17 protein-coding genes are annotated in these 17,325 nt (G+C 68.7%); 7 read left to right on the forward strand and 10 right to left on the reverse strand.

From position 1 onward, the window contains the following. Window position 1: 1 nt before the first annotated feature. Together tsaB and ABIC90_RS03780 are read right to left on the reverse strand one after the other, a co-directional pair. Complete coding sequence (tsaB, locus tag ABIC90_RS03775; protein ID WP_354352705.1) at window positions 2–751, reverse strand: tRNA (adenosine(37)-N6)-threonylcarbamoyltransferase complex dimerization subunit type 1 TsaB; 750 nt, start codon at window positions 749–751, stop codon at window positions 2–4. Beyond that, window positions 744–1,742, reverse strand: a complete 999-nt coding sequence (locus tag ABIC90_RS03780) for a DMT family transporter (protein WP_354353129.1) — start codon at window positions 1,740–1,742, stop codon at window positions 744–746. The genes tsaB and ABIC90_RS03780 overlap by 8 nt, the downstream gene beginning before the upstream one ends. A gap of 154 nt (window positions 1,743–1,896) precedes the next feature. Between ABIC90_RS03780 and dacB the strand changes: the two genes are divergently transcribed. Further along, on the forward strand, window positions 1,897–3,315 hold the full coding sequence (dacB, locus tag ABIC90_RS03785; protein ID WP_354352706.1) for a D-alanyl-D-alanine carboxypeptidase/D-alanyl-D-alanine endopeptidase: 1,419 nt from the start codon (window positions 1,897–1,899) through the stop codon (window positions 3,313–3,315). Window positions 3,316–3,436: 121 nt separating this feature from the next. Continuing rightward, the gene (locus ABIC90_RS03790) at window positions 3,437–5,026 is read left to right on the forward strand and encodes an alpha/beta hydrolase family protein (protein ID WP_354352707.1); all 1,590 of its coding nucleotides are present in this window, start codon (window positions 3,437–3,439) and stop codon (window positions 5,024–5,026) included. A 27-nt stretch (window positions 5,027–5,053) separates the two neighbouring features. Here ABIC90_RS03790 and ABIC90_RS03795 read toward each other — a convergent pair whose 3' ends face one another. From ABIC90_RS03795 to purE, 3 genes are read right to left on the reverse strand one after another with little or no spacing between them, the layout of a single operon-like run. Beyond that, a complete protein-coding gene (locus ABIC90_RS03795) occupies window positions 5,054–6,055 on the reverse strand; it encodes an L-threonylcarbamoyladenylate synthase (RefSeq protein ID WP_354352708.1) in 1,002 nt (333 codons plus the stop codon). Continuing rightward, entirely contained in the window at window positions 6,052–7,257 is a 1,206-nt protein-coding gene (locus ABIC90_RS03800) for a 5-(carboxyamino)imidazole ribonucleotide synthase (protein ID WP_354352709.1), read from the reverse strand. The genes ABIC90_RS03795 and ABIC90_RS03800 overlap by 4 nt, the downstream gene beginning before the upstream one ends. Further along, window positions 7,254–7,805, reverse strand: a complete 552-nt coding sequence (gene purE, locus ABIC90_RS03805) for a 5-(carboxyamino)imidazole ribonucleotide mutase (RefSeq protein WP_354352710.1) — start codon at window positions 7,803–7,805, stop codon at window positions 7,254–7,256. Before purE ends, ABIC90_RS03800 begins: the two co-directional genes overlap by 4 nt. Window positions 7,806–7,841: 36 nt before the next feature. On the opposite strand from purE, the gene ABIC90_RS03810 reads away from it, so the two are divergent. The 4 genes from ABIC90_RS03810 (at window position 7,842) to ABIC90_RS03825 (ending at window position 11,032) form a co-directional block, all read left to right on the forward strand. After that, window positions 7,842–8,762 (forward strand): tetratricopeptide repeat protein, encoded by a 921-nt coding sequence (locus ABIC90_RS03810; protein ID WP_354352711.1) that lies wholly within the window; start codon window positions 7,842–7,844, stop codon window positions 8,760–8,762. A gap of 126 nt (window positions 8,763–8,888) precedes the next feature. Continuing rightward, the gene (locus ABIC90_RS03815) at window positions 8,889–9,197 is read left to right on the forward strand and encodes a helix-turn-helix domain-containing protein (protein ID WP_354352712.1); all 309 of its coding nucleotides are present in this window, start codon (window positions 8,889–8,891) and stop codon (window positions 9,195–9,197) included. A 41-nt stretch (window positions 9,198–9,238) separates the two neighbouring features. Next, entirely contained in the window at window positions 9,239–10,528 is a 1,290-nt protein-coding gene (locus ABIC90_RS03820) for a type II toxin-antitoxin system HipA family toxin (protein ID WP_354353130.1), read from the forward strand. Between the two features lie 63 nt (window positions 10,529–10,591). Next, window positions 10,592–11,032, forward strand: coding sequence for an META domain-containing protein (locus ABIC90_RS03825; protein ID WP_354352713.1), 441 nt, complete (start codon window positions 10,592–10,594; stop codon window positions 11,030–11,032). A gap of 28 nt (window positions 11,033–11,060) precedes the next feature. Here the strand turns inward: ABIC90_RS03825 and ABIC90_RS03830 are convergent, their stop codons facing one another. From ABIC90_RS03830 to ABIC90_RS03845, 4 genes are all read right to left on the reverse strand, one after another. Then, the gene (locus ABIC90_RS03830) at window positions 11,061–11,966 is read right to left on the reverse strand and encodes a phosphoribosylaminoimidazolesuccinocarboxamide synthase (protein WP_354352714.1); all 906 of its coding nucleotides are present in this window, start codon (window positions 11,964–11,966) and stop codon (window positions 11,061–11,063) included. Between the two features lie 105 nt (window positions 11,967–12,071). Next, the gene (fba, locus tag ABIC90_RS03835; RefSeq protein ID WP_013544161.1) at window positions 12,072–13,136 is read right to left on the reverse strand and encodes a class II fructose-bisphosphate aldolase; all 1,065 of its coding nucleotides are present in this window, start codon (window positions 13,134–13,136) and stop codon (window positions 12,072–12,074) included. A 64-nt stretch (window positions 13,137–13,200) separates the two neighbouring features. Continuing rightward, window positions 13,201–14,130, reverse strand: coding sequence for an alpha/beta hydrolase (locus tag ABIC90_RS03840; protein WP_354352715.1), 930 nt, complete (start codon window positions 14,128–14,130; stop codon window positions 13,201–13,203). 35 nt (window positions 14,131–14,165) lie between these two features. Continuing rightward, the gene (locus ABIC90_RS03845) at window positions 14,166–14,651 is read right to left on the reverse strand and encodes an Lrp/AsnC family transcriptional regulator (protein WP_354352716.1); all 486 of its coding nucleotides are present in this window, start codon (window positions 14,649–14,651) and stop codon (window positions 14,166–14,168) included. Between the two features lie 136 nt (window positions 14,652–14,787). Between ABIC90_RS03845 and ABIC90_RS03850 the strand changes: the two genes are divergently transcribed. Beyond that, window positions 14,788–15,804: a 1-aminocyclopropane-1-carboxylate deaminase gene (locus ABIC90_RS03850; protein WP_354352717.1), complete on the forward strand. Its 1,017-nt coding sequence runs from the start codon at window positions 14,788–14,790 to the stop codon at window positions 15,802–15,804. On the opposite strand, the gene pyk is transcribed toward ABIC90_RS03850, so the two are convergent. Then, on the reverse strand, window positions 15,805–17,253 hold the full coding sequence (gene pyk, locus ABIC90_RS03855) for a pyruvate kinase (protein ID WP_354352718.1): 1,449 nt from the start codon (window positions 17,251–17,253) through the stop codon (window positions 15,805–15,807). Window positions 17,254–17,325 lie beyond the last annotated feature (72 nt).

Consider the following 17,325-nt stretch of genomic DNA (forward strand, 5'->3'; position numbering starts at 1 on the left):
CTCATGCGGTAGCGGGTGGAACAACATCAACGGCAGCGGCGGCAACCGCGGCGGCCGCCTTCAGGGCGTTCAGGGCGGCGCGCTCTTCGGTGGTTTGCGCCACTTTATCCCGAACATAGAGCGGCCAGGCCTCTGCCGCAGGCACGGTGCGACCGGCAGCCAGCAGCGCGGGGGCCAGCCGCAGCATCGCGGTGGCGGTGGGCAGCGCTTCATGGCGGGCGGCGGCGGGTGCCAGGCGCGGGCCGTAGGCGGCAAAGGCGTTGCCCGCGAGCGACCAGCCGGCGGGCACTTCCAGCGCCTCGGGCGACAGCAGCAGGGGTTCGTCACCGCCATCTGGCAGGCCGAGCGGGCCGTTGGCGTCGAAGTCGTAGCGCGCTGCGTAGAGCTGGTCCATGCGCGCATCGAGCACCGCCACCACCTGCCGCGCACCGAAGGCGTGGCGCGCCTCCTCGGCCACGGCCAGCAGCGTGTCGACTGGCAGCAACGGCACCTTGGCGCCGAAAGCCAGCCCCTGCGCCACCGAGCAGGCGGTGCGCAGCCCGGTGAACGAACCCGGCCCGCGGCCGAAGACGATGGCGTCCAGGTCGGCCAGCGCCAGCCCGGCATCGGCCAGCAGTTGCTGGATGAGCGGCAGCAGCGTGGTCGAGGCCTGTGCGCCGCCCACGCCGTTGTGGGCGAACAATCGGTCGCCGTTGCGCACCGCCACCGACAGGTGCTCGGTGCTCGTATCGAAAGCCAGCCACTTAGCCATTGTTCGCTCGCCCCACGGCCGCGGCCGCCACCACCGGCGCCATGCGCGCGCCCGCTGTCTTCTGCACGCCGAACAGGATGCCGGCGGTCACCAGCAGCAGTCCGGCAACGAGGTTCCAGTACAGCGGCTCATCGAGCCAGAGCACCGCGCCGAAGGCCGAGAGGCCGGGCACCAGCGCCGTGATCATGGTGCTGCGCACCGGTCCGAAGTACTGGATCATCCGGGTGAAGGTGATGCCCGAGATCACCACCGAGCCCACACCCTGGAACAGCATCTGGAATGCGACCTCGCCCCAAGGCGCCGTGCCGATGTGGCTCGCGACCCAGCCGCCCGCCACCAGCAGGCTGTAGGCCGGCACGTAGGTGACCAGCGCGAACACGGTGATGGCGATGGTCGCGCGCACCGCATCCAGGCCGTGGCGGCGCGCCACCACGCTGTAGCAGGCCCAGCAGAAGGCGGCGCTCATGAACAGCAGGTCGCCCTTCCAGACCTCGCCGCCGTCAAAGGCCTGCAGCAGGCTGCGGCCGCCGACCACAAGGTCGCCCGCGACGATCATGGCCAGCCCAATCGCGCGCATCGGCGTGATGCGGTCGCGCAAAACCAGTGCCGCGAGCAGCGTGGTCCACAGGGGCAGGCTGCCCGGCATCAGCACCGAGGCATGGCCCGCGGGCGCGAAGAAGAAGCCGCTGTAGGCCAGCATGGCATAGGCCAGCCCGCCGAAAACGCCGGCCACGGCGGTGATGCGCAGCGACAGCGGCGACAGGCCGAACAAGGAAGACGCGGCCCCCCGATGGCGCGCCACCAGCCAGGCGCCCCAGGGAACCAGCACCAGGCTGGCGCCGCAGATGCGCGCGAAGGCCAGGTCGAACGGGGTGAGCGAACGCCCGGCCGAGGCGCGGGCGATGACGATGAAGGCGGTCCACACCAGCACCGTGACCACGGCCGCGCCGATGCCCAGGGTGCGGGGAGAAAAGCGGGGCAAGGCAGACAGGGGACGCGCGGCAGGCATCCCGCGATTATCGGACGCGGCCCCGGCGCCGCGCCCATGCGGGGCGAATCGGCCGGCGCCCGCATCGCCGATGCCAAGACGGTGATGCTGCCGTATCACGCGAAGCTGCACCTCTTCGCGCCGGGATAATCCCCCGATGCCCTTCGCCCCCCGCCTGATCCCTGCCCTTTTCTCCCTCGCCCTGCTGGCCGGCGCCGGCGCCAGCGCCCAGCAGCTCCCCTCCGAAGTCGAAACCGCCCTGGCACGCGCCAAGGTGTCGCGCGAGACGGTCACGATGCTGGTGATCGATGCCGACGGCACCCGCCCGCCGCGCCTGGCCTGGCGCTCGCAGGTCCCGGTGAACCCGGCGTCGATGATGAAGCTGGTCACCACCTACGCGGCGCTGGACCTGCTGGGCCCGGCCTACAGCTGGAACACGCCGGTGTACGTCGAGGGCACGGTGAACAACGGCGTGCTCAACGGCAACCTCTACATCAAGGGCCAGGGCGATCCCAAGCTGGTGCTCGAGCGCGTGTGGCTGATGCTGCGCCATGTGCAGGGCCTGGGCATCACCACGGTGAGCGGCGACATCGTCATCGACCGCAGCGCCTTCGAGAACACCGCCGAGAACGACCCGAGCGCCTTCGACGGCGAGCCGCTGCGGCCCTACAACGCATCGCCCGATGCGCTCTTGATCAACTTCAAGTCGGTCAACATGACCTTCGCGCCCGACCGCGCCGGGCAGATCGCAAGGGTGAGCTACGAGCCGCCGCTCGCGAGCGTGGCGATGCCGGCCACCGTGCCGCTCACCCCCGGCGAATGCGGCGACTGGCGCACCGCGCTCAAGACCGATTTCAGCGACGTCAACCGCATCCGCTTCAACGGCGGTTTTCCGGCCGCCTGCGGCGAGAAGAGCTGGGCCGTGGCGTACGGCGATCCGCGCACCTACAGCCTGCGCGCATTGGGCGGCATGTGGGCCGAGATGGGCGGGCGCGTGGGCGGCCAGATGCGCGAGGGCCGCGTGCCGGCGGGCCTGAAGCCGGCCTTCGAGTTCGGCTCGCCGCCGCTCGCGGAGGTGATCCGCGACATCAACAAGTACAGCAACAACGTGATGGCGCAGCAGGTGTTCTTGACCATCGGCCTCACGCAGAAGAACCGCGGCACCTTCGAGGCCTCACGCAGCGCGCTGGGCCAGTGGTGGCGCGACCGCATCGGCACCGGCGAGGCGCAGCCGGTGTTCGAGAACGGCTCGGGCCTGTCGCGCGACGAGCGCATCAGCGCCGCGGCGCTGGGCAAGATGCTGCAGGTGGCGTGGCGTTCGCCGGTGATGCCGGAGCTGATGTCCTCGCTGCCCGCCTCGGGCGTCGATGGCACGCTCAAAAGGCGCGCGCTGCGCTCGGGCGGCGCGGCCCACCTGAAGACCGGCACGCTGCGCGATGCTTCCGGCGTGGCCGGCTATGTGCACGGCGCAAGCGGCCGGCGTTATGTGCTGGTGGCCATCGCGAACGGAGAGAACGCGGGCGCCACGCGCGCCGCGTTCGATGCGCTGGTCGACTGGGCCGCGCAGGACAACTGACCTGCCGTGTACTGAAAACTTCTGTAGGTGTACGCCGCTTGCGCGCGGCCATGGCGCTGCCCAGAATCGGACGCTCGTTCGATTCAACACAAACACACAGCGACGCCGCAGGAGACACGCCTTGAACAAGCCGCAACCACGACCATCCACATCGCTGCGCACCGCAGCGGCACTCGCGGGCGCCACGCTGCTGCTCGCAGCCTGCGGCGGAGGCGGCGGAGGTGGGGGCGGCGGCATCGGCGTGGGCTTTCCGCCGCCGGCCACCGACACCGGTCGCGGCTCGGTCGTCACCAACCCGCCCGAGCAGGTGGTGCGGCTGTCGGTGGATCAGTTCCGCACGCTGCTGCAGGCCGACGACAAGGGGAAGGCGCTGCTGCAGGTCTCGGGCACGCCCAAGTGCGGCATCGACACGCGCTACCTCGAATACCGCACCGTCGGCGGCAAGAACGAAGCCACCACCGCGACCGCCGCGATCATGGTGCCCTCGGGCACCGACACCGCCTGCAACGGGCCGCGACCGGTGGTGCTGTATGCGCACGGCACCAACACCGCGCGCGACTACAACTTCGCCAAGTGGACCGACATCAACCAGCCGGCCGCCGGCGAAGGCGTGGTGGTCGCGGCCATGCTCGCGGCGCAGGGCTTCATCGTGGTCGCGCCCAACTACGCGGGCTACGACAAGTCCACGCTCGCCTACCACCCGTACCTCAACGGCGAGCAGCAGGGCAAGGACATGGTCGATGCGCTCACCGCGGCGCGCAAAACCTTCTCGAACATCGACGCGAACGATGCGGGCTCGCTCTTCATCACCGGCTATTCGCAGGGCGGCTACGTGGCGATGGCCGCGCACCGCGAGATGCAGGCCACGGGCAAGGCCGTGACGGCGTCGGCGCCGCTTTCGGCGCCTTCGGCCATCAGCCTGTTGACCGACTACACCTTCCAGGGCTGGCCGGCGCTGGGCTCGACGATCTTCGTGCCGCTGCTGTCGACCAGCTGGCAGCAGCAGTTCGGCAACGTCTACAACGCCACCGGCGACATCTACGAAGCGCAGTACGCCACCGGCATCGACACCCTGCTGCCGAACCTGGTGCCCAGCAGCACGCTGATCTCGCAGGGCAAGCTGCCGCAGCTGGCGCTGTTCCCGGCCGACGCCACGCCGGGGCCGGTGAGCCCGGAGCTGTCGATCTTCTACGGCGCGAACAACCTGATTCGCCAGAGCTACCTGACGCAGGCGGCCACCGACATCCAGTCGAACGCCTGCCCCGGCAATGCGCTGCCGCCGACCGCCGCATCGCTGAGTTCGGCCTCGCCGCTGGACTGCAAGCCGGCGGTGGGCTTTCGCAAGGCGGCGCTGGCCAACGACCTGCGCAACTGGGTGCCGACCCGGCCGGTGCTGATGTGCGGCGGCGCCAACGATCCGACGGTGAACTTCATCAGCACCCGCGCCACCGCGGGCTACTTCCGCGCCAAGGGCATGCCGGCTTCGGCGCTGTCGGTGGTGGACCTGGAAGACTCGGGCGCGATCGACGCCTACTCGGCCGCCCGCGCGGGCTTCGCACAGGCAAAAAGCACGCTGTCGCAGAACACCTCGGGCAGCGCTTCGGACAAGGCGCTGGCGGTCACGCTGGCCTACCACGGCACGCTGGCACCGCCGTTCTGCCTGGCGGCGGCGCGCGGGTTCTTCCAAGGTGTGCTGGCGGCGGGAGGCTGATCCTGCAGAGCGATCAGCCGGCCAGAATCAGGCCGCCGCCGCTCGCTGCAAGCGGTCGCGCACGCCCTCCCACTCGGGCGTGTCGGGCGGTGTCTCCACCCAGATCAGCTTGACGCCCTGCGCGTCGAACTCGCGCAGCACCGCGAAGAGCTGGTGCGCGGTGGCCCCTGCGTCGTCGGGCATGCGGCGCAGCAGCACGCGCTGCGAGCGGCAGCGCAGGTCGGCGCGCGACCACACGGCGATGTGGGCCGCGTTGGCGCCCAGCACTTCCAGGCCCGTCTGGATCGCCTTGGCGTCCATCAGCCGCAGCTTGGCGTTCGGCGCGTAGTGCGCCTCCAGCGTGCCGGAGGCGCGCGGGTCGGGGGTTTCGAGCACGTCGCGGTCGCTGAGCTTTTCGCCGCAGGCCGCTTCGATCTGCGCGCGCGTGATCAGGCCGGGCCGCAGCAGCACAGGCGCGCCGCGGCTGCAGTCGACGATGGTCGACTCGATGCCGACCTCGCAGGCGCCGCCATCGATCACCGGCAGCGCATCGCCGAACTCGTCGTGCACATGCTGTGCGGTGGTCGGGCTCACGCGGCCGAAGCGGTTGGCGCTGGGCCCCGCGACGCCCGGCACACCCTGCTCGGCGCAGGCCTCCAGCAGCGCCTGCGCCACGGGATGCGAGGGGCAGCGCAGGCCGATGGTGTCCTGCCCGCCGGCCGCCGCCGCGCCCACGCCGGGCTGGCGCGTGACGATCAGCGTGAGCGGGCCGGGCCAGAAGGCCTGCACCAGCTTCTGGGCGAACGGCGGCAGCGGCTGGGCGAAGCGCGAGAGCGCCTCGGTGCCCTTGATGCCGGCCGCCACATGCACGATCAGCGGATGGTCGGAGGGCCGGCCCTTGGCCTTGAAGATCCCGGCCACGGCCATGTCGCTGCTCGCGTCGGCGCCCAGGCCGTAGACGGTCTCGGTCGGAAAGGCGACCAGCCCGCCCGCGCGCAGCACCCGCACCGCTTCCGCGATGGCCTCGGGGGATTGGCCGTCGAGGATCATGCGAGATCGGTCGCGGCCACCGCTGGCAGGCCCAGTAGCAGCGCGGCCTGGGTGGCGGCGGCGCGCACGCTCTCCAGCGTGGCGCCGGTGAGGGTGAGGTGGCCCATCTTGCGGCCGCGGCGCGGCGCGGTCTTTCCGTAGAGGTGCAGGTGCACGCCGGGCAGCGCGAGCACTTCGCTCCAGCGCGGCGTGACCGGTGCATCGGAGGTGTCATCGCCCGCCGCGAACCACAGGTCGCCCAGCAGGTTCAGCATGATCGCGGGGCTGTGCTGGCGCGGCGCCGCCAGCGGCAGCCCGGCGAGGGTGCGCACCTGCAGCTCGAACTGCGAGACGTCGCAGGCTTCCATGGTGTAGTGGCCGCTGTTGTGCGGGCGCGGCGCCATTTCATTGACCACCAGCGAGCCGTCGGCCAGCGCGAAGAACTCGACGCACAGCACGCCCACGTAGCCCAGCCCGTTGGCGATGCTCTTGGCCGAATTGACCGCGCCCTGCGCCACCGTCTTGGGCATGTTCTGCGCATGCACCTCGGTGACGGCCAGGATGCCGTCGCGGTGCAGGTTGCGCTGCGGCGGAAAGTGCACGATCTGCCCGTCGCGGCCGCGCGCGACGATCACCGAGCATTCGAATTCGAGCGGCAGCAGCTTCTCGAGCACGCAGGGCACGCAGCCGGTGGCCTGCCAGGCTTCGACCAGCTCGGCGCGCGTCTTCACGCGCTGCTGGCCCTTGCCGTCGTAGCCCAGGCGCGCGGTCTTCAGGATGCCGGGCAGCAGGTGGTCTTCGACGGCGGCGAGTTGGGCGGCCGTCTCGATGGCCGCGTAGGGCGCGCAGGGCACGCCGCAGCGGGTGAAGTGGGCTTTTTCGGCGATGCGGTCCTGCGCGATGGCGATGGCCGAGGCGCCGGGCGACACGGGGCGCGCGACCGCCAGGTGCTCCAGCGAGGGCGCGGGCACGTTCTCGAACTCGGTCGTCACCGCGTCGGCCAGGCCGGCCAGGCGGGCGAGGCCGTCGACATCGGCGAAGTCGGTGTGGATGTGGTGGTGGCTCACCCGGCCGGCGGGGCTGTCGGCGTCGGGGTCGAGCACCGCCGTGAAGTAGCCCATGCGCTGGGCCGCGTGCACGAACATGCGCCCCAGCTGTCCGCCGCCGAGCACGCCGAGCGTGGCGCCCGGGAGGATGGGAAGGTCGGCGTTCTTGTCGCTCACAGGGCACCTCCGCCTTGCGGCGAGAAAAGAGAAACCGGGGCGGCCTGGGCGGCGGGGGCCGGCGGCAGGGTCATGGCTTCGGCGGCGGCGGTTTGCGCGGTGCGGAAGGCGTCGAGCTTGGCGCGCAGCGCGGGGTTGTTCACCGCCAGCATCGCCACCGCGAACAGCGCCGCGTTGGCCGCGCCCGCGTTGCCGATGGCAAAGGTGGCCACCGGCACGCCCTTGGGCATCTGCACGATGCTGTAGAGGGAATCGACGCCCTGCAGGTGGCGGCTGGCCACCGGCACGCCCAGCACCGGCACCGTGGTTTTCGAGGCCAGCATGCCCGGCAGGTGGGCCGCGCCGCCCGCGCCCGCGATGATCGCGGCCAGCCCGCGCCCGGCGGCGCTTTCGGCGTACGCGAACAGCGCATCGGGCATCCGGTGGGCCGAGACCACCTTTGCTTCGTGCCCGATTCCGAATTGCTGGAGAATCTCGACCGCGTTGCGCATCGTCTCCCAATCGGAGCTCGAGCCCATCACTACACCGACCTGAATGGTTTCGTTCATGGTTTCAATTTTACGTTTCACCCCCAGCTGGTTCCGATGATCGACATCACTCTCGAAAATTTTCAGGCCGACCTGGTCGAAGGCTCCGTCGCCACGCCGGTGCTGCTGGACATCTGGGCCGAATGGTGCGGCCCCTGCAAACAGCTCGGGCCGGTGCTCGAAAAGCTCGAGGTCGAGTACGGCGGCCGCTTCACGCTGGCCAAGCTGGACGCCGACAAGGTGCCGCAGATTTCATCGCAGCTGTCGGAGATGTTCGGCGTGCGCAGCATCCCGTTCTGCGTGATGTTCAAGGACGGCCACCCGGTGGACGGCTTCGTGGGCGCCATTCCCGCCGAAAAGATCCGCGAGTTCCTCGACAAGCACCTGCCGGGCGCCGACGAGGCCGAGGCTGCTTCCGAAGAAGCCGCCGCGCAGGACGCGCTGGCCGAGGGCGACACCCAGGGCGCGCTCGAGAAGCTGCAGCACGCCGTGGCCACCGATCCGGCCAACGACGACGCCCGCTTCGACTACATCAAGCTCCTGCTGCAGGAAGGCCGCGTCGACGACGCCAAGGTCGCCTTTGCCCCGGTGATTGCCAAGACCGGGCTGGTGCGCCGCTTCGACTCGCTGCAGCGCTGGATGGACGCCATCGATTTCGCGGCCCCCGTCACGGGCGCACCCCCCGCAATCGCCGAGTTCGACGCGAAGATCACCGCCAACAAGCGCGACTTCGACGCCCGCTTCGGCCGCGCCCGCCTGCTGATGGCCGAGCAGCGCTGGACCGACGCGATGGACGAGCTGCTCGACATCCTCATGCGCGACAAGAGCTGGAACGAAGAGCTGGCCCGCAAGACCTACATCGCGATCCTGGACGTGATCGAGCCGCCGAAGGTGAAGGTGGCCGATGGGCAGATTCCGCCGGACGATCCGGTCGTGGCGACCTACCGCCGCCGGCTCAGCAGTGTGGTGCTGAGCTGAGAACACGAAAATGCGCAGCTTGATGCGCATTCAGTTTAAAAAGCGACTCAAGGGTCGCTTTTTTATTGCCTGCTTGCCCTGAAATAGATAGCATTGCTACTCAATTTGAAGAAAAAGCGTACGCCAATGCTCCAACTCACCGAAGAACTAGCAAACGCCCGCAAGGCCGGCGGCCTGAGCCAGGAAGCGCTGGCCACCCAGGCCGGCCTTTCGCGCATGACGGTGCAGCGCATCGAAAGCGGCCAGATCGATCCGCGCCTGTCGACGCTGCTCGAAATGGCGCGCGTGCTGGGGCTCGAACTGATGCCCGTGCCCGCCGCACTGCGTCCGCAGCTCGAAGACTTCGTGCGCTCGGGCGGCCGGCTGCTCGGCCAGCCGGCCGGCGTGGGCGCACCGCCATCCATCGCGCAGAGCCTGGCTGACGAAAGCCGGTGAGCACCCGCGCGGCCTTCACCACCAGCATCCGCTACCTGCGGATGCACCTGCATGCGCCAAATGGCGGGCGGCGCGCCATCGGCTATCTCTCGCAGTACGGCGACATCCTGCGCGTGTCCTTCGACGAGGCGTACATCGCCGATCCCGGCCGGCCGACGCTCTCGCTGGCCTACCGCGGCGCCGACGAGGCTTCAACCCGCGCCATCCTGGCCTCGGCGCGCGATACCCGCGTCTCGCGCAGCGACGGTCACTGGCCGAGCTACTTCCAGAACCTGCTGCCCGAAGGCCACAACCGCGAGCGCCTCGCGCAGCAGCGCGGCTGCGCAGCCGACGACGAGTTCGAGCTGTTGGCCGCCGCCGGCCACGACCTGATGGGTGCGCTCGAGGTCGAGCCCGTGCCCACGGCCGAAGGCATTCCGGACACCGTGCGCCATTGGCACACCGCGCTGGGGCTCGACGTGCTGGAGCCCGGCTTCGTCGAGATGCCGGTGGAAGACGCCGCCGCCATTCCCGGTGTAGTGACCAAGTTTTCAGCGGTGCAGGACGGCCGGCGCTACGTGGTGCGGCGCCACGGGGCTGCGGGCTCCTTCATCTTGAAGCTGCCGAGCACGCGCCACCCGGACCTGGTCGACAACGAGTTCACAGGCTATCGCCTCTGCGGTGCGCTGGGCCTGGACTGCGCCGAAGCCAGCGTGATCGGCCGCGCCGACGCCGACCTGCCCGAGCAGGTGCCCTTCGAGCAGATCCTCGCGGTACGCCGCTTCGACCGCACCCCCGAGGGCGGGCGCATCCATATGGAGGAGTTCGCGCAGGTGCTGCAGTACGAGCCCCGGCAGAAGTACGGCCGAGGCCTGGCGGTCGACTGGCCCGCGATGCTGCGTGTACTCGACCGCCTGTCGCCCAACCCGGTGGCCGACGTGCGCGAGTGCGTGCGGCGCATCGTCGCCTTCATCCTGCTGGGCAACAGCGATGCGCACCTGAAGAACTGGGCGCTGCGCTACCCCGACGGCGTGGCGCCGGTGCTGGCGCCGCTGTACGACCCGGTGTGCGTGGCCGCCTTCTTCGAGGACGTGCCGGCTGGCGACTACGGCGTCAACCGCGCCATCGACGCCAAGCTGCGCGCCTTCGACTGGCCGGCGCTCGACGCCCTGCTGCGCTCGGCGGGCCTGCTGCGTCCGGCGCGGCTCATGGCGATTGCCCGCGACACGGTGCGCCAGGCGCAGGCCGAATGGCCCGCGCTGCTTGCCCAGGACGGCACACCGGCCAGCGTGCGGCGCTGCGTGCAGGCCCGGCTGGCGGGCGGCGTGGCGTTGGCGTCATTGGCGAGCTAGGCGGTGTCGCATACGATGGCGCCCAATTTCATCTTGTTGCAGATTCAAAAGGAAAGACTGGCCATGCGTTCCTTCGCCCGCCACATTGCGCTCCCCGTTCTTGCAACGGCAGCCCTGTTGACCACCTTGACCGGCTGCGGGAGCGGCATCAGCCTCGATGAACCGATCGAAGGCCCGGTCTGGCGCCTGGCGCAGCTGGGCGACGAGCCCATCGCGCCCGGCGGCGAAGCGCAGATCCAGTTCGACCGCAGCAGCGGCCGCGTGAGCGGTTCGGGCGGCTGCAACCGCGTGTCGGGTACCTTTACGCGCAGCGGCATTTCGCTGCGTATCGGCCAGATCGCCGCCACGCGCATGGCCTGCGCCGATCCGGCGCGCAGCGCCAACGAAGCGCAGTTTTTGTCGGCCCTGCAGAGCACGACCAGCTACAGCCTGGCGCCGGGACGGCTGGCCTTGCTGGACGCCAGCGGGCGGACGGTGGCGACGCTGAATTCAGGAAACCGCTGAGCGCGGCTGCCGGCGGGCTCTTATGGGCTCAGCCGGTGAGGCGCTCCAGCGCCTCGCGGTACTTGGCCGCAGTCTTCTCGATCACCTCGGCCGGCAGGCGCGGCGCTGGCGGCGTCTTGTCCCAGGGCTTGCCGTTGATCTTGGTGGCTTCGAGCCAGTCGCGCACGAACTGCTTGTCGTAGCTCGGTGGGTTGGTGCCGGCGGCCAGGGCGGCCTGGTAGCCCTCCACAGGCCAGTAGCGCGAGCTGTCGGGCGTGAGCACTTCGTCCATCAGCACCAGCGTGCCGGCTTCGTCGAGGCCGAACTCGAACTTGGTGTCGGCAATGATCATTCCCTTGGCCAGAGCGATCTGCGCGGCGGTTTCGTAGATCGCGATGCTGGTCTCGCGGATCTGCTGCGCCAGCTTGGGGCCGACGATTTCCACCACGCGCTCGTAGCTGATATTTTCGTCGTGCTCGCCGGCCGCGGCCTTGGCGGCGGGCGTGAAGATGGGGCGCGGCAGCTTGCTGGCGTTGGTCAGGCCCTCGGGCAGCGGCACGCCGCAGACCGAGCGGCTCTCCTGGTATTCCTTCCAGCCGCTGCCGGCGAGATAGCCGCGCACCACGGCCTCGACCGGAATCGGCTTCAGGCGCTTGACCAGCATGGAGCGTTGCGTGACCTGGGGCACCTCTTCGGCGGTGACCACGCTCTCGGGCGCATCGCCGGTCAGGTGGTTGGGGCAGAGCTGGCCGAGCCGCTCGAACCACCACAGCGCCATCTGCGTGAGGATCTCGCCCTTGCCGGGAATCGGCTCGCCCATGATCACGTCGAAGGCGCTGAGCCGGTCGCTCGCGACCATCAGGATGCGGTCTTCGCCGACGGCGTAGTTGTCGCGCACCTTGCCCCGCGCAAGCAGGGGCAGGCTCTGGATGGAGGAGGTGTGGACGGTGGTCATGGGAACAGAGAGGGATGCTGTGGGGGAAACGGGTGACGGGAAAGCGGATTGTGCGCGCAGAAAAAAGCCACCGCGAACGGTGGCCTTGGAATCGCGGGGAAGTTTTTAAACGACTTCCTGCGCCAGTTCGCCCTTGGCGTACTTGGCGGCCACGACCTGCAGGGTGTCGCCCTTGATCTTGGCGCCCTGGCCTTCGCAGCCGAATTCGATGTAGCGCTGCTTGCAGATCAGCTTGGCGGCTTCGCGCGCCGGCTTGAGCCACTCGCGGGCGTCGAACTTCTCGGGGTTCTCGGCCAGGAACTTGCGCACCGCGCCGGTCATGGCCAGGCGGATGTCGGTGTCGATGTTGATCTTGCGCACACCGTGCTTGATGGCTTCCTGGATTTCCTTGACGGGCACGCCGTAGGTTTCCTTCATGTTGCCGCCGTACTGGCGAATGATCGCCAGCAGCTCCTGCGGCACGCTCGACGAGCCGTGCATCACCAGGTGGGTGTTGGGAATGCGGCGGTGGATTTCCTTGATGCGGTCGATCGCCAGGATGTCGCCGGTGGGCTCGCGGGTGAACTTGTAGGCGCCGTGGCTGGTGCCGATGGCGATGGCCAGCGCATCGATCTGGGTGCGCTTGACGAAGTCGGCGGCCTGCTCGGGGTCGGTGAGCAGCTGCTCGCGCGTCATGGTGTCGTCGGTGCCGTGGCCGTCTTCCTTGTCGCCCTTCATGGTTTCGAGCGAGCCCAGGCAGCCGAGCTCGCCTTCGACGGTCACGCCCAGGCGGTGGGCCATGTCGGACACCTTCTTGGTGACGTCCACGTTGTAGTCGTAGCTGGCGATGGTCTTGCCGTCGGCCTCGAGCGAGCCGTCCATCATGACCGAGCTGAAGCCCAGGTCGATGGCGCCCTTGCAGACGTCGGGGTTCTGGCCGTGGTCCTGATGCATCACCAACGGGATGTTCGGGTACTGCTCGATGGCGGCCTGGATCAGGTGCTTGATGAAGGCCTCGCCTGCGTATTTGCGGGCGCCGGCGCTGGCTTGCAGGATGACGGGCGCGCCGGTTTCCTTGGCGGCCTCCATCACGGCCTGGACCTGTTCGAGATTGTTGACGTTGAAGGCCGGAATGCCGTAGCCATTGGCTGCGGCATGGTCGAGCAGTTCGCGCATCGAGACGAGTGCCATGGGAAATACCTCGCGGGAATTGGGGGAAGAAGAAGGCGGAAAGACGAGAAAAACTGCCTTAATTCTATCGAGACCCCTTGTGGGACAGGACTGACGTCAACCCGAGGAAGTCCATGACCGGCGGCAGCACCGGACCGCCGAGCCACTGGATCGGCTTGCCGAACGCGCCGATCAGCGTGACGTGGCTCAGGTTGTCGAACAGCTGCACCTTTACCGGAACCCCGGCGGCGCGCAAGGCCGCGGCCATCCGGCCGGTGTTGCGGTCGGGGTAGACCAGGTTGTCCTTGGCCGCCGCCAGCAGCAGCGCGCGGGGCGACGCCGCACTGGCATGCACGAGCGGCTGCGAGTCGCGCGGCGTGTTCGGCCAGTTGAAGGCAGCCTGCGCCTGCGGGTCGCCGATGGGAAGAAAGTCGTAGGGGCCGGCCAGGCCGATCCAGCCCGCGAGCTGCCTGGGGCTCGCGCCCACCTCGGCGAGCCAGCGCTCGTCCAGCGCCACCATCGCAGCGTTGTAGCCACCCGAGCTGTGGCCCATCACGTAGACCTGCTTCGGGTCGGCGCCGAATTGCGCCGCGTGGTCCAGCGCCCATTTGACGGCCAGCGCGCTGTCGCGCACGAAGACCGGGTAGGTGAAGGCCGGCGAGAGGCCGTAGTCGGGAATCACCACCACCGCGCCGCGCGCGGCCAGCGCTTCGCCGATGAACTTGTAGCTGGCGCGGTCGCCGCTGGTCCAGGTGCCGCCGAAGAAGAACACCACCAGCGGCCGCGCGCCCTTGGCGGGCCGGGTGGCGGGCAGCGGCTGGTACACGTCCAGTTGCTGCCGGGGCGCGGCCCCGTAGGCGATGCCGCCCTGGAACTGGTAGGTGTCCTCGGGCACCAGCCGGTTGAGCACCTTGATGGGCGAGCAGGCCGACAGCACGGCGGCGGCGGTGACGGTGAGGGCGGTGAAGAGCGCGCTGCGGCGCTGGCGGAGGGACGCGAAGGTGGGAAAGCTCATCGCACCAGTACGCACGCGGGCGGGCCGCGGTTTCGTCAGATCGGGAGCTGCGTGCTCGACAGCACCTGCTTCAGCACGACGAAGGTGCGGATCTGCCGCACGCCCGGCAGGTACAGCAGCTGCTCGGCATGCAGGCGGTTGAAACTGTCGTTGTCCCGGGTGCGCAGGAGCATGAAGTAATCGAACTCGCCCGTGACCACATGGCATTCGAGGCAGCCCGAAACCTTTTGCGCGGCCTTCTCGAAGTCGGAAAACGAATCGGGCGTGGAGCGGTCGAGCACCACGCCGATCATCACGAGCATGCCGACCTCGAGCGCGTCGGGGTCGAGCAGCGCGACGATGCCCTTGATGAAACCCGCTTCCTTCAACCGCTCGACGCGGCGCAGACAGGCAGCCGCGCTGAGGTTGACCTTGGCGGCCAGCGCCACGTTGGACAGCGAGGCATCGCGCTGCAAGGTGCGAAGGATGGCGCGGTCGGTGCGGTCGAGCTCCATCGAGGGACGCAATTTTGTTGTGCTCATTGCAGATCTTTCGGCGGGGAGATTGCCTTTTTGCGCATCGTGCCTTCTTTTTCTCCGGAAATCCATAGAACTTCGCAAGCACGTTGCGGGCCCTTCTTTCTACGATTCAAGACTTCAACCCTGCCGGAGCCGCACCATGAATCTCAAGAAGTTTCCCCGCCACGCCCTGACCTTCGGCCCCACGCCGATCCATCCGCTCAAGCGCCTGAGCGCGCACCTGGGCGGCAAGGTCGAGCTCTATGCCAAGCGCGAGGACTGCAACAGCGGCCTGGCCTTCGGCGGCAACAAGACCCGCAAGCTCGAATACCTGATCCCCGAGGCGCTCGAAGGCGGCTACGACACGCTGGTGTCCATCGGCGGCATCCAGTCGAACCAGACGCGCCAGGTGGCCGCGGTGGCCGCGCACCTGGGCCTGAAGTGCGTGCTGGTGCAGGAGAACTGGGTCAACTACTCCGACGCGCTGTACGACCGGGTCGGCAACATCGAGATGTCGCGCATCCTGGGGGCGGACGTGCGCCTCGACGCCGCCGGCTTCGACATCGGCATCCGCAAGAGCTGGGAAGACGCGATGGAAAGCGTGCGCCAGGCCGGCGGCAAGCCTTTTCCGATTCCGGCGGGTTGCTCCGAGCATCCGAGGGGCGGCCTGGGCTTCGTGGCCTTCGCCGAAGAAGTGCGCCAGCAGGAAGCCGAACTCGGCTTCAAGTTCAACTACATCGTGGTCTGCGCCGTGACCGGCAGCACGCAGGCCGGCATGGTGGTGGGCTTTGCGGCCGACGGCCGCGCCGACCGCGTGATCGGCATCGACGCCTCGGCCAAGCCGCAGCAGACCTTCGACCAGATCCTGCGCATCGCGAAGAACACGGCCGAGCTGGTCGAGCTGGGCCGCGACATCACCGAGAAAGACGTGGTGCTGGACCGCCGCTTCGGCGGACCCGAATACGGGCTGCCGAACGAAGGCACGCTGGAGGCGATTCGCCTGAGCGCGCGCTTCGAAGGCATGCTGACCGACCCCGTGTACGAGGGCAAGTCGATGCACGGGATGATCGAGAAGGTGCGGCTCGGGGAATTTCCGGCCGGCTCGAAGGTGCTGTACGCGCACCTGGGCGGTGTGCCCGCCCTCAACGCCTACAGCTTCCTGTTCAGGAACGGCTGATCAGCTCGCCCTGCAGATCTTCAGCATGTTGGTGCCGCCCGGGGCACCCATGGGCTCGCCGCAGGTGATGGCGTAGACGTCGCCGCTCTGCACGATGCCGCGCTTCTTCAGATGGGCTTCGGCCTGTTCGAGCGCGGTGTCGCGGTCGGTTTGCGAATCCATCAGCAGCGGGCGCACGTTGCGGTACAGCGCGAGCTTGCGCTGCGTGGCCAGGCGCGAGGTCAGGGCGTACATCGGAATGTGCGCGCGGTGTCGGCTCATCCACAGCATCGTGGAGCCCGACTCGGTCAGCGCCACGATGGCCTTGGCGCCCAGGTGGTGCGCCGTGAAGAGCGCACCCATCGCGATGGATTGGTCGATGCGGCTGTAGGTCTTGCCGCTGAAGTCGGCGTCCAGCGTCTTGTCCTCGGCGGCTTCGGCGGCCTCGCAGATGCGGCTCATCTCCTGCACGGTTTCCAGCGGATAGCGGCCCGAGGCGGTTTCGGCAGAAAGCATCACGGCGTCGGTGCCGTCGAGCACGGCATTGGCCACGTCGCTCACCTCGGCGCGTGTGGGCACGGGGTTGGTGATCATCGACTCCATCATCTGGGTCGCGGTGATCACCACCTTGTCCATGTCGCGCGCCATGCGGATCATCTTTTTCTGCAGCGCGGGCACGGCGGCGTTGCCGACTTCCACGGCCAGGTCGCCGCGGGCGACCATGATGCCGTCGCTGGCGCGCAGGATTTCTTCGAGCTTGGGAATCGCTTCGGCGCGCTCGATCTTGGCGATCATGCCGGGCTTGTGGCCGTATTCGGCCGCCGCCACGTTGCACAGCTGGCGCGCCATTTCCATGTCGGTGGCGTTCTTGGGAAAGCTCACGGCCACGTAGTCGGCCTGGAAGCTCATCGCGGTCTTGATGTCTTCCATGTCCTTGGCGGTCAACGCGGGCGCGGTGAGGCCGCCGCCCTGCTTGTTGATGCCCTTGTTGTTCGACAGCTCGCCGCCGAGCTTGACGGTGGTGTAGACCGCCTCGCCCTTGACGCCGTCGACCACCAGCACGATGAGGCCGTCGTTCAGCAGCAGCCGGTCGCCCGGCTTCACGTCGCGCGGCAGGTCCTTGTAGTCCAGGCCCACGGCATCGATGTCGCCGGGTTCGGTGCGCGAGGCGTCGAGCACGAACTTGGCGCCCGCCTCCAGCATGATCTTGCCCTGCGCGAAGCGGCCCACGCGGATCTTCGGGCCCTGCAGGTCGGCCATGATGGCCACTTCGCGGCCCATCTTGCGGGCGGCTTCGCGCACCATGGTGGCGCGGTCGATGTGGTCCTGCGCGGTGCCGTGGCTGAAGTTGAGCCGCACCACGCTGACCTTGGCCTGGATCATCTTTTCCAGCAGTTCGGGCGTGCTGGACGCCGGACCGAGCGTGGCGACGATCTTGGTGGCGTGGCGAGGGATGCGGTCCATGTTCATGAAGTCAGTCTCCGTTTTGTATTCGCTACTGTATACACTTTGTGTGTCCGACGGAAGACACCCCATGAGATT

Origin of the sequence: Variovorax boronicumulans (genome assembly GCF_040544675.1) — a bacterium.
Lineage (GTDB): Bacteria > Pseudomonadota > Gammaproteobacteria > Burkholderiales > Burkholderiaceae_C > Variovorax > Variovorax boronicumulans_D.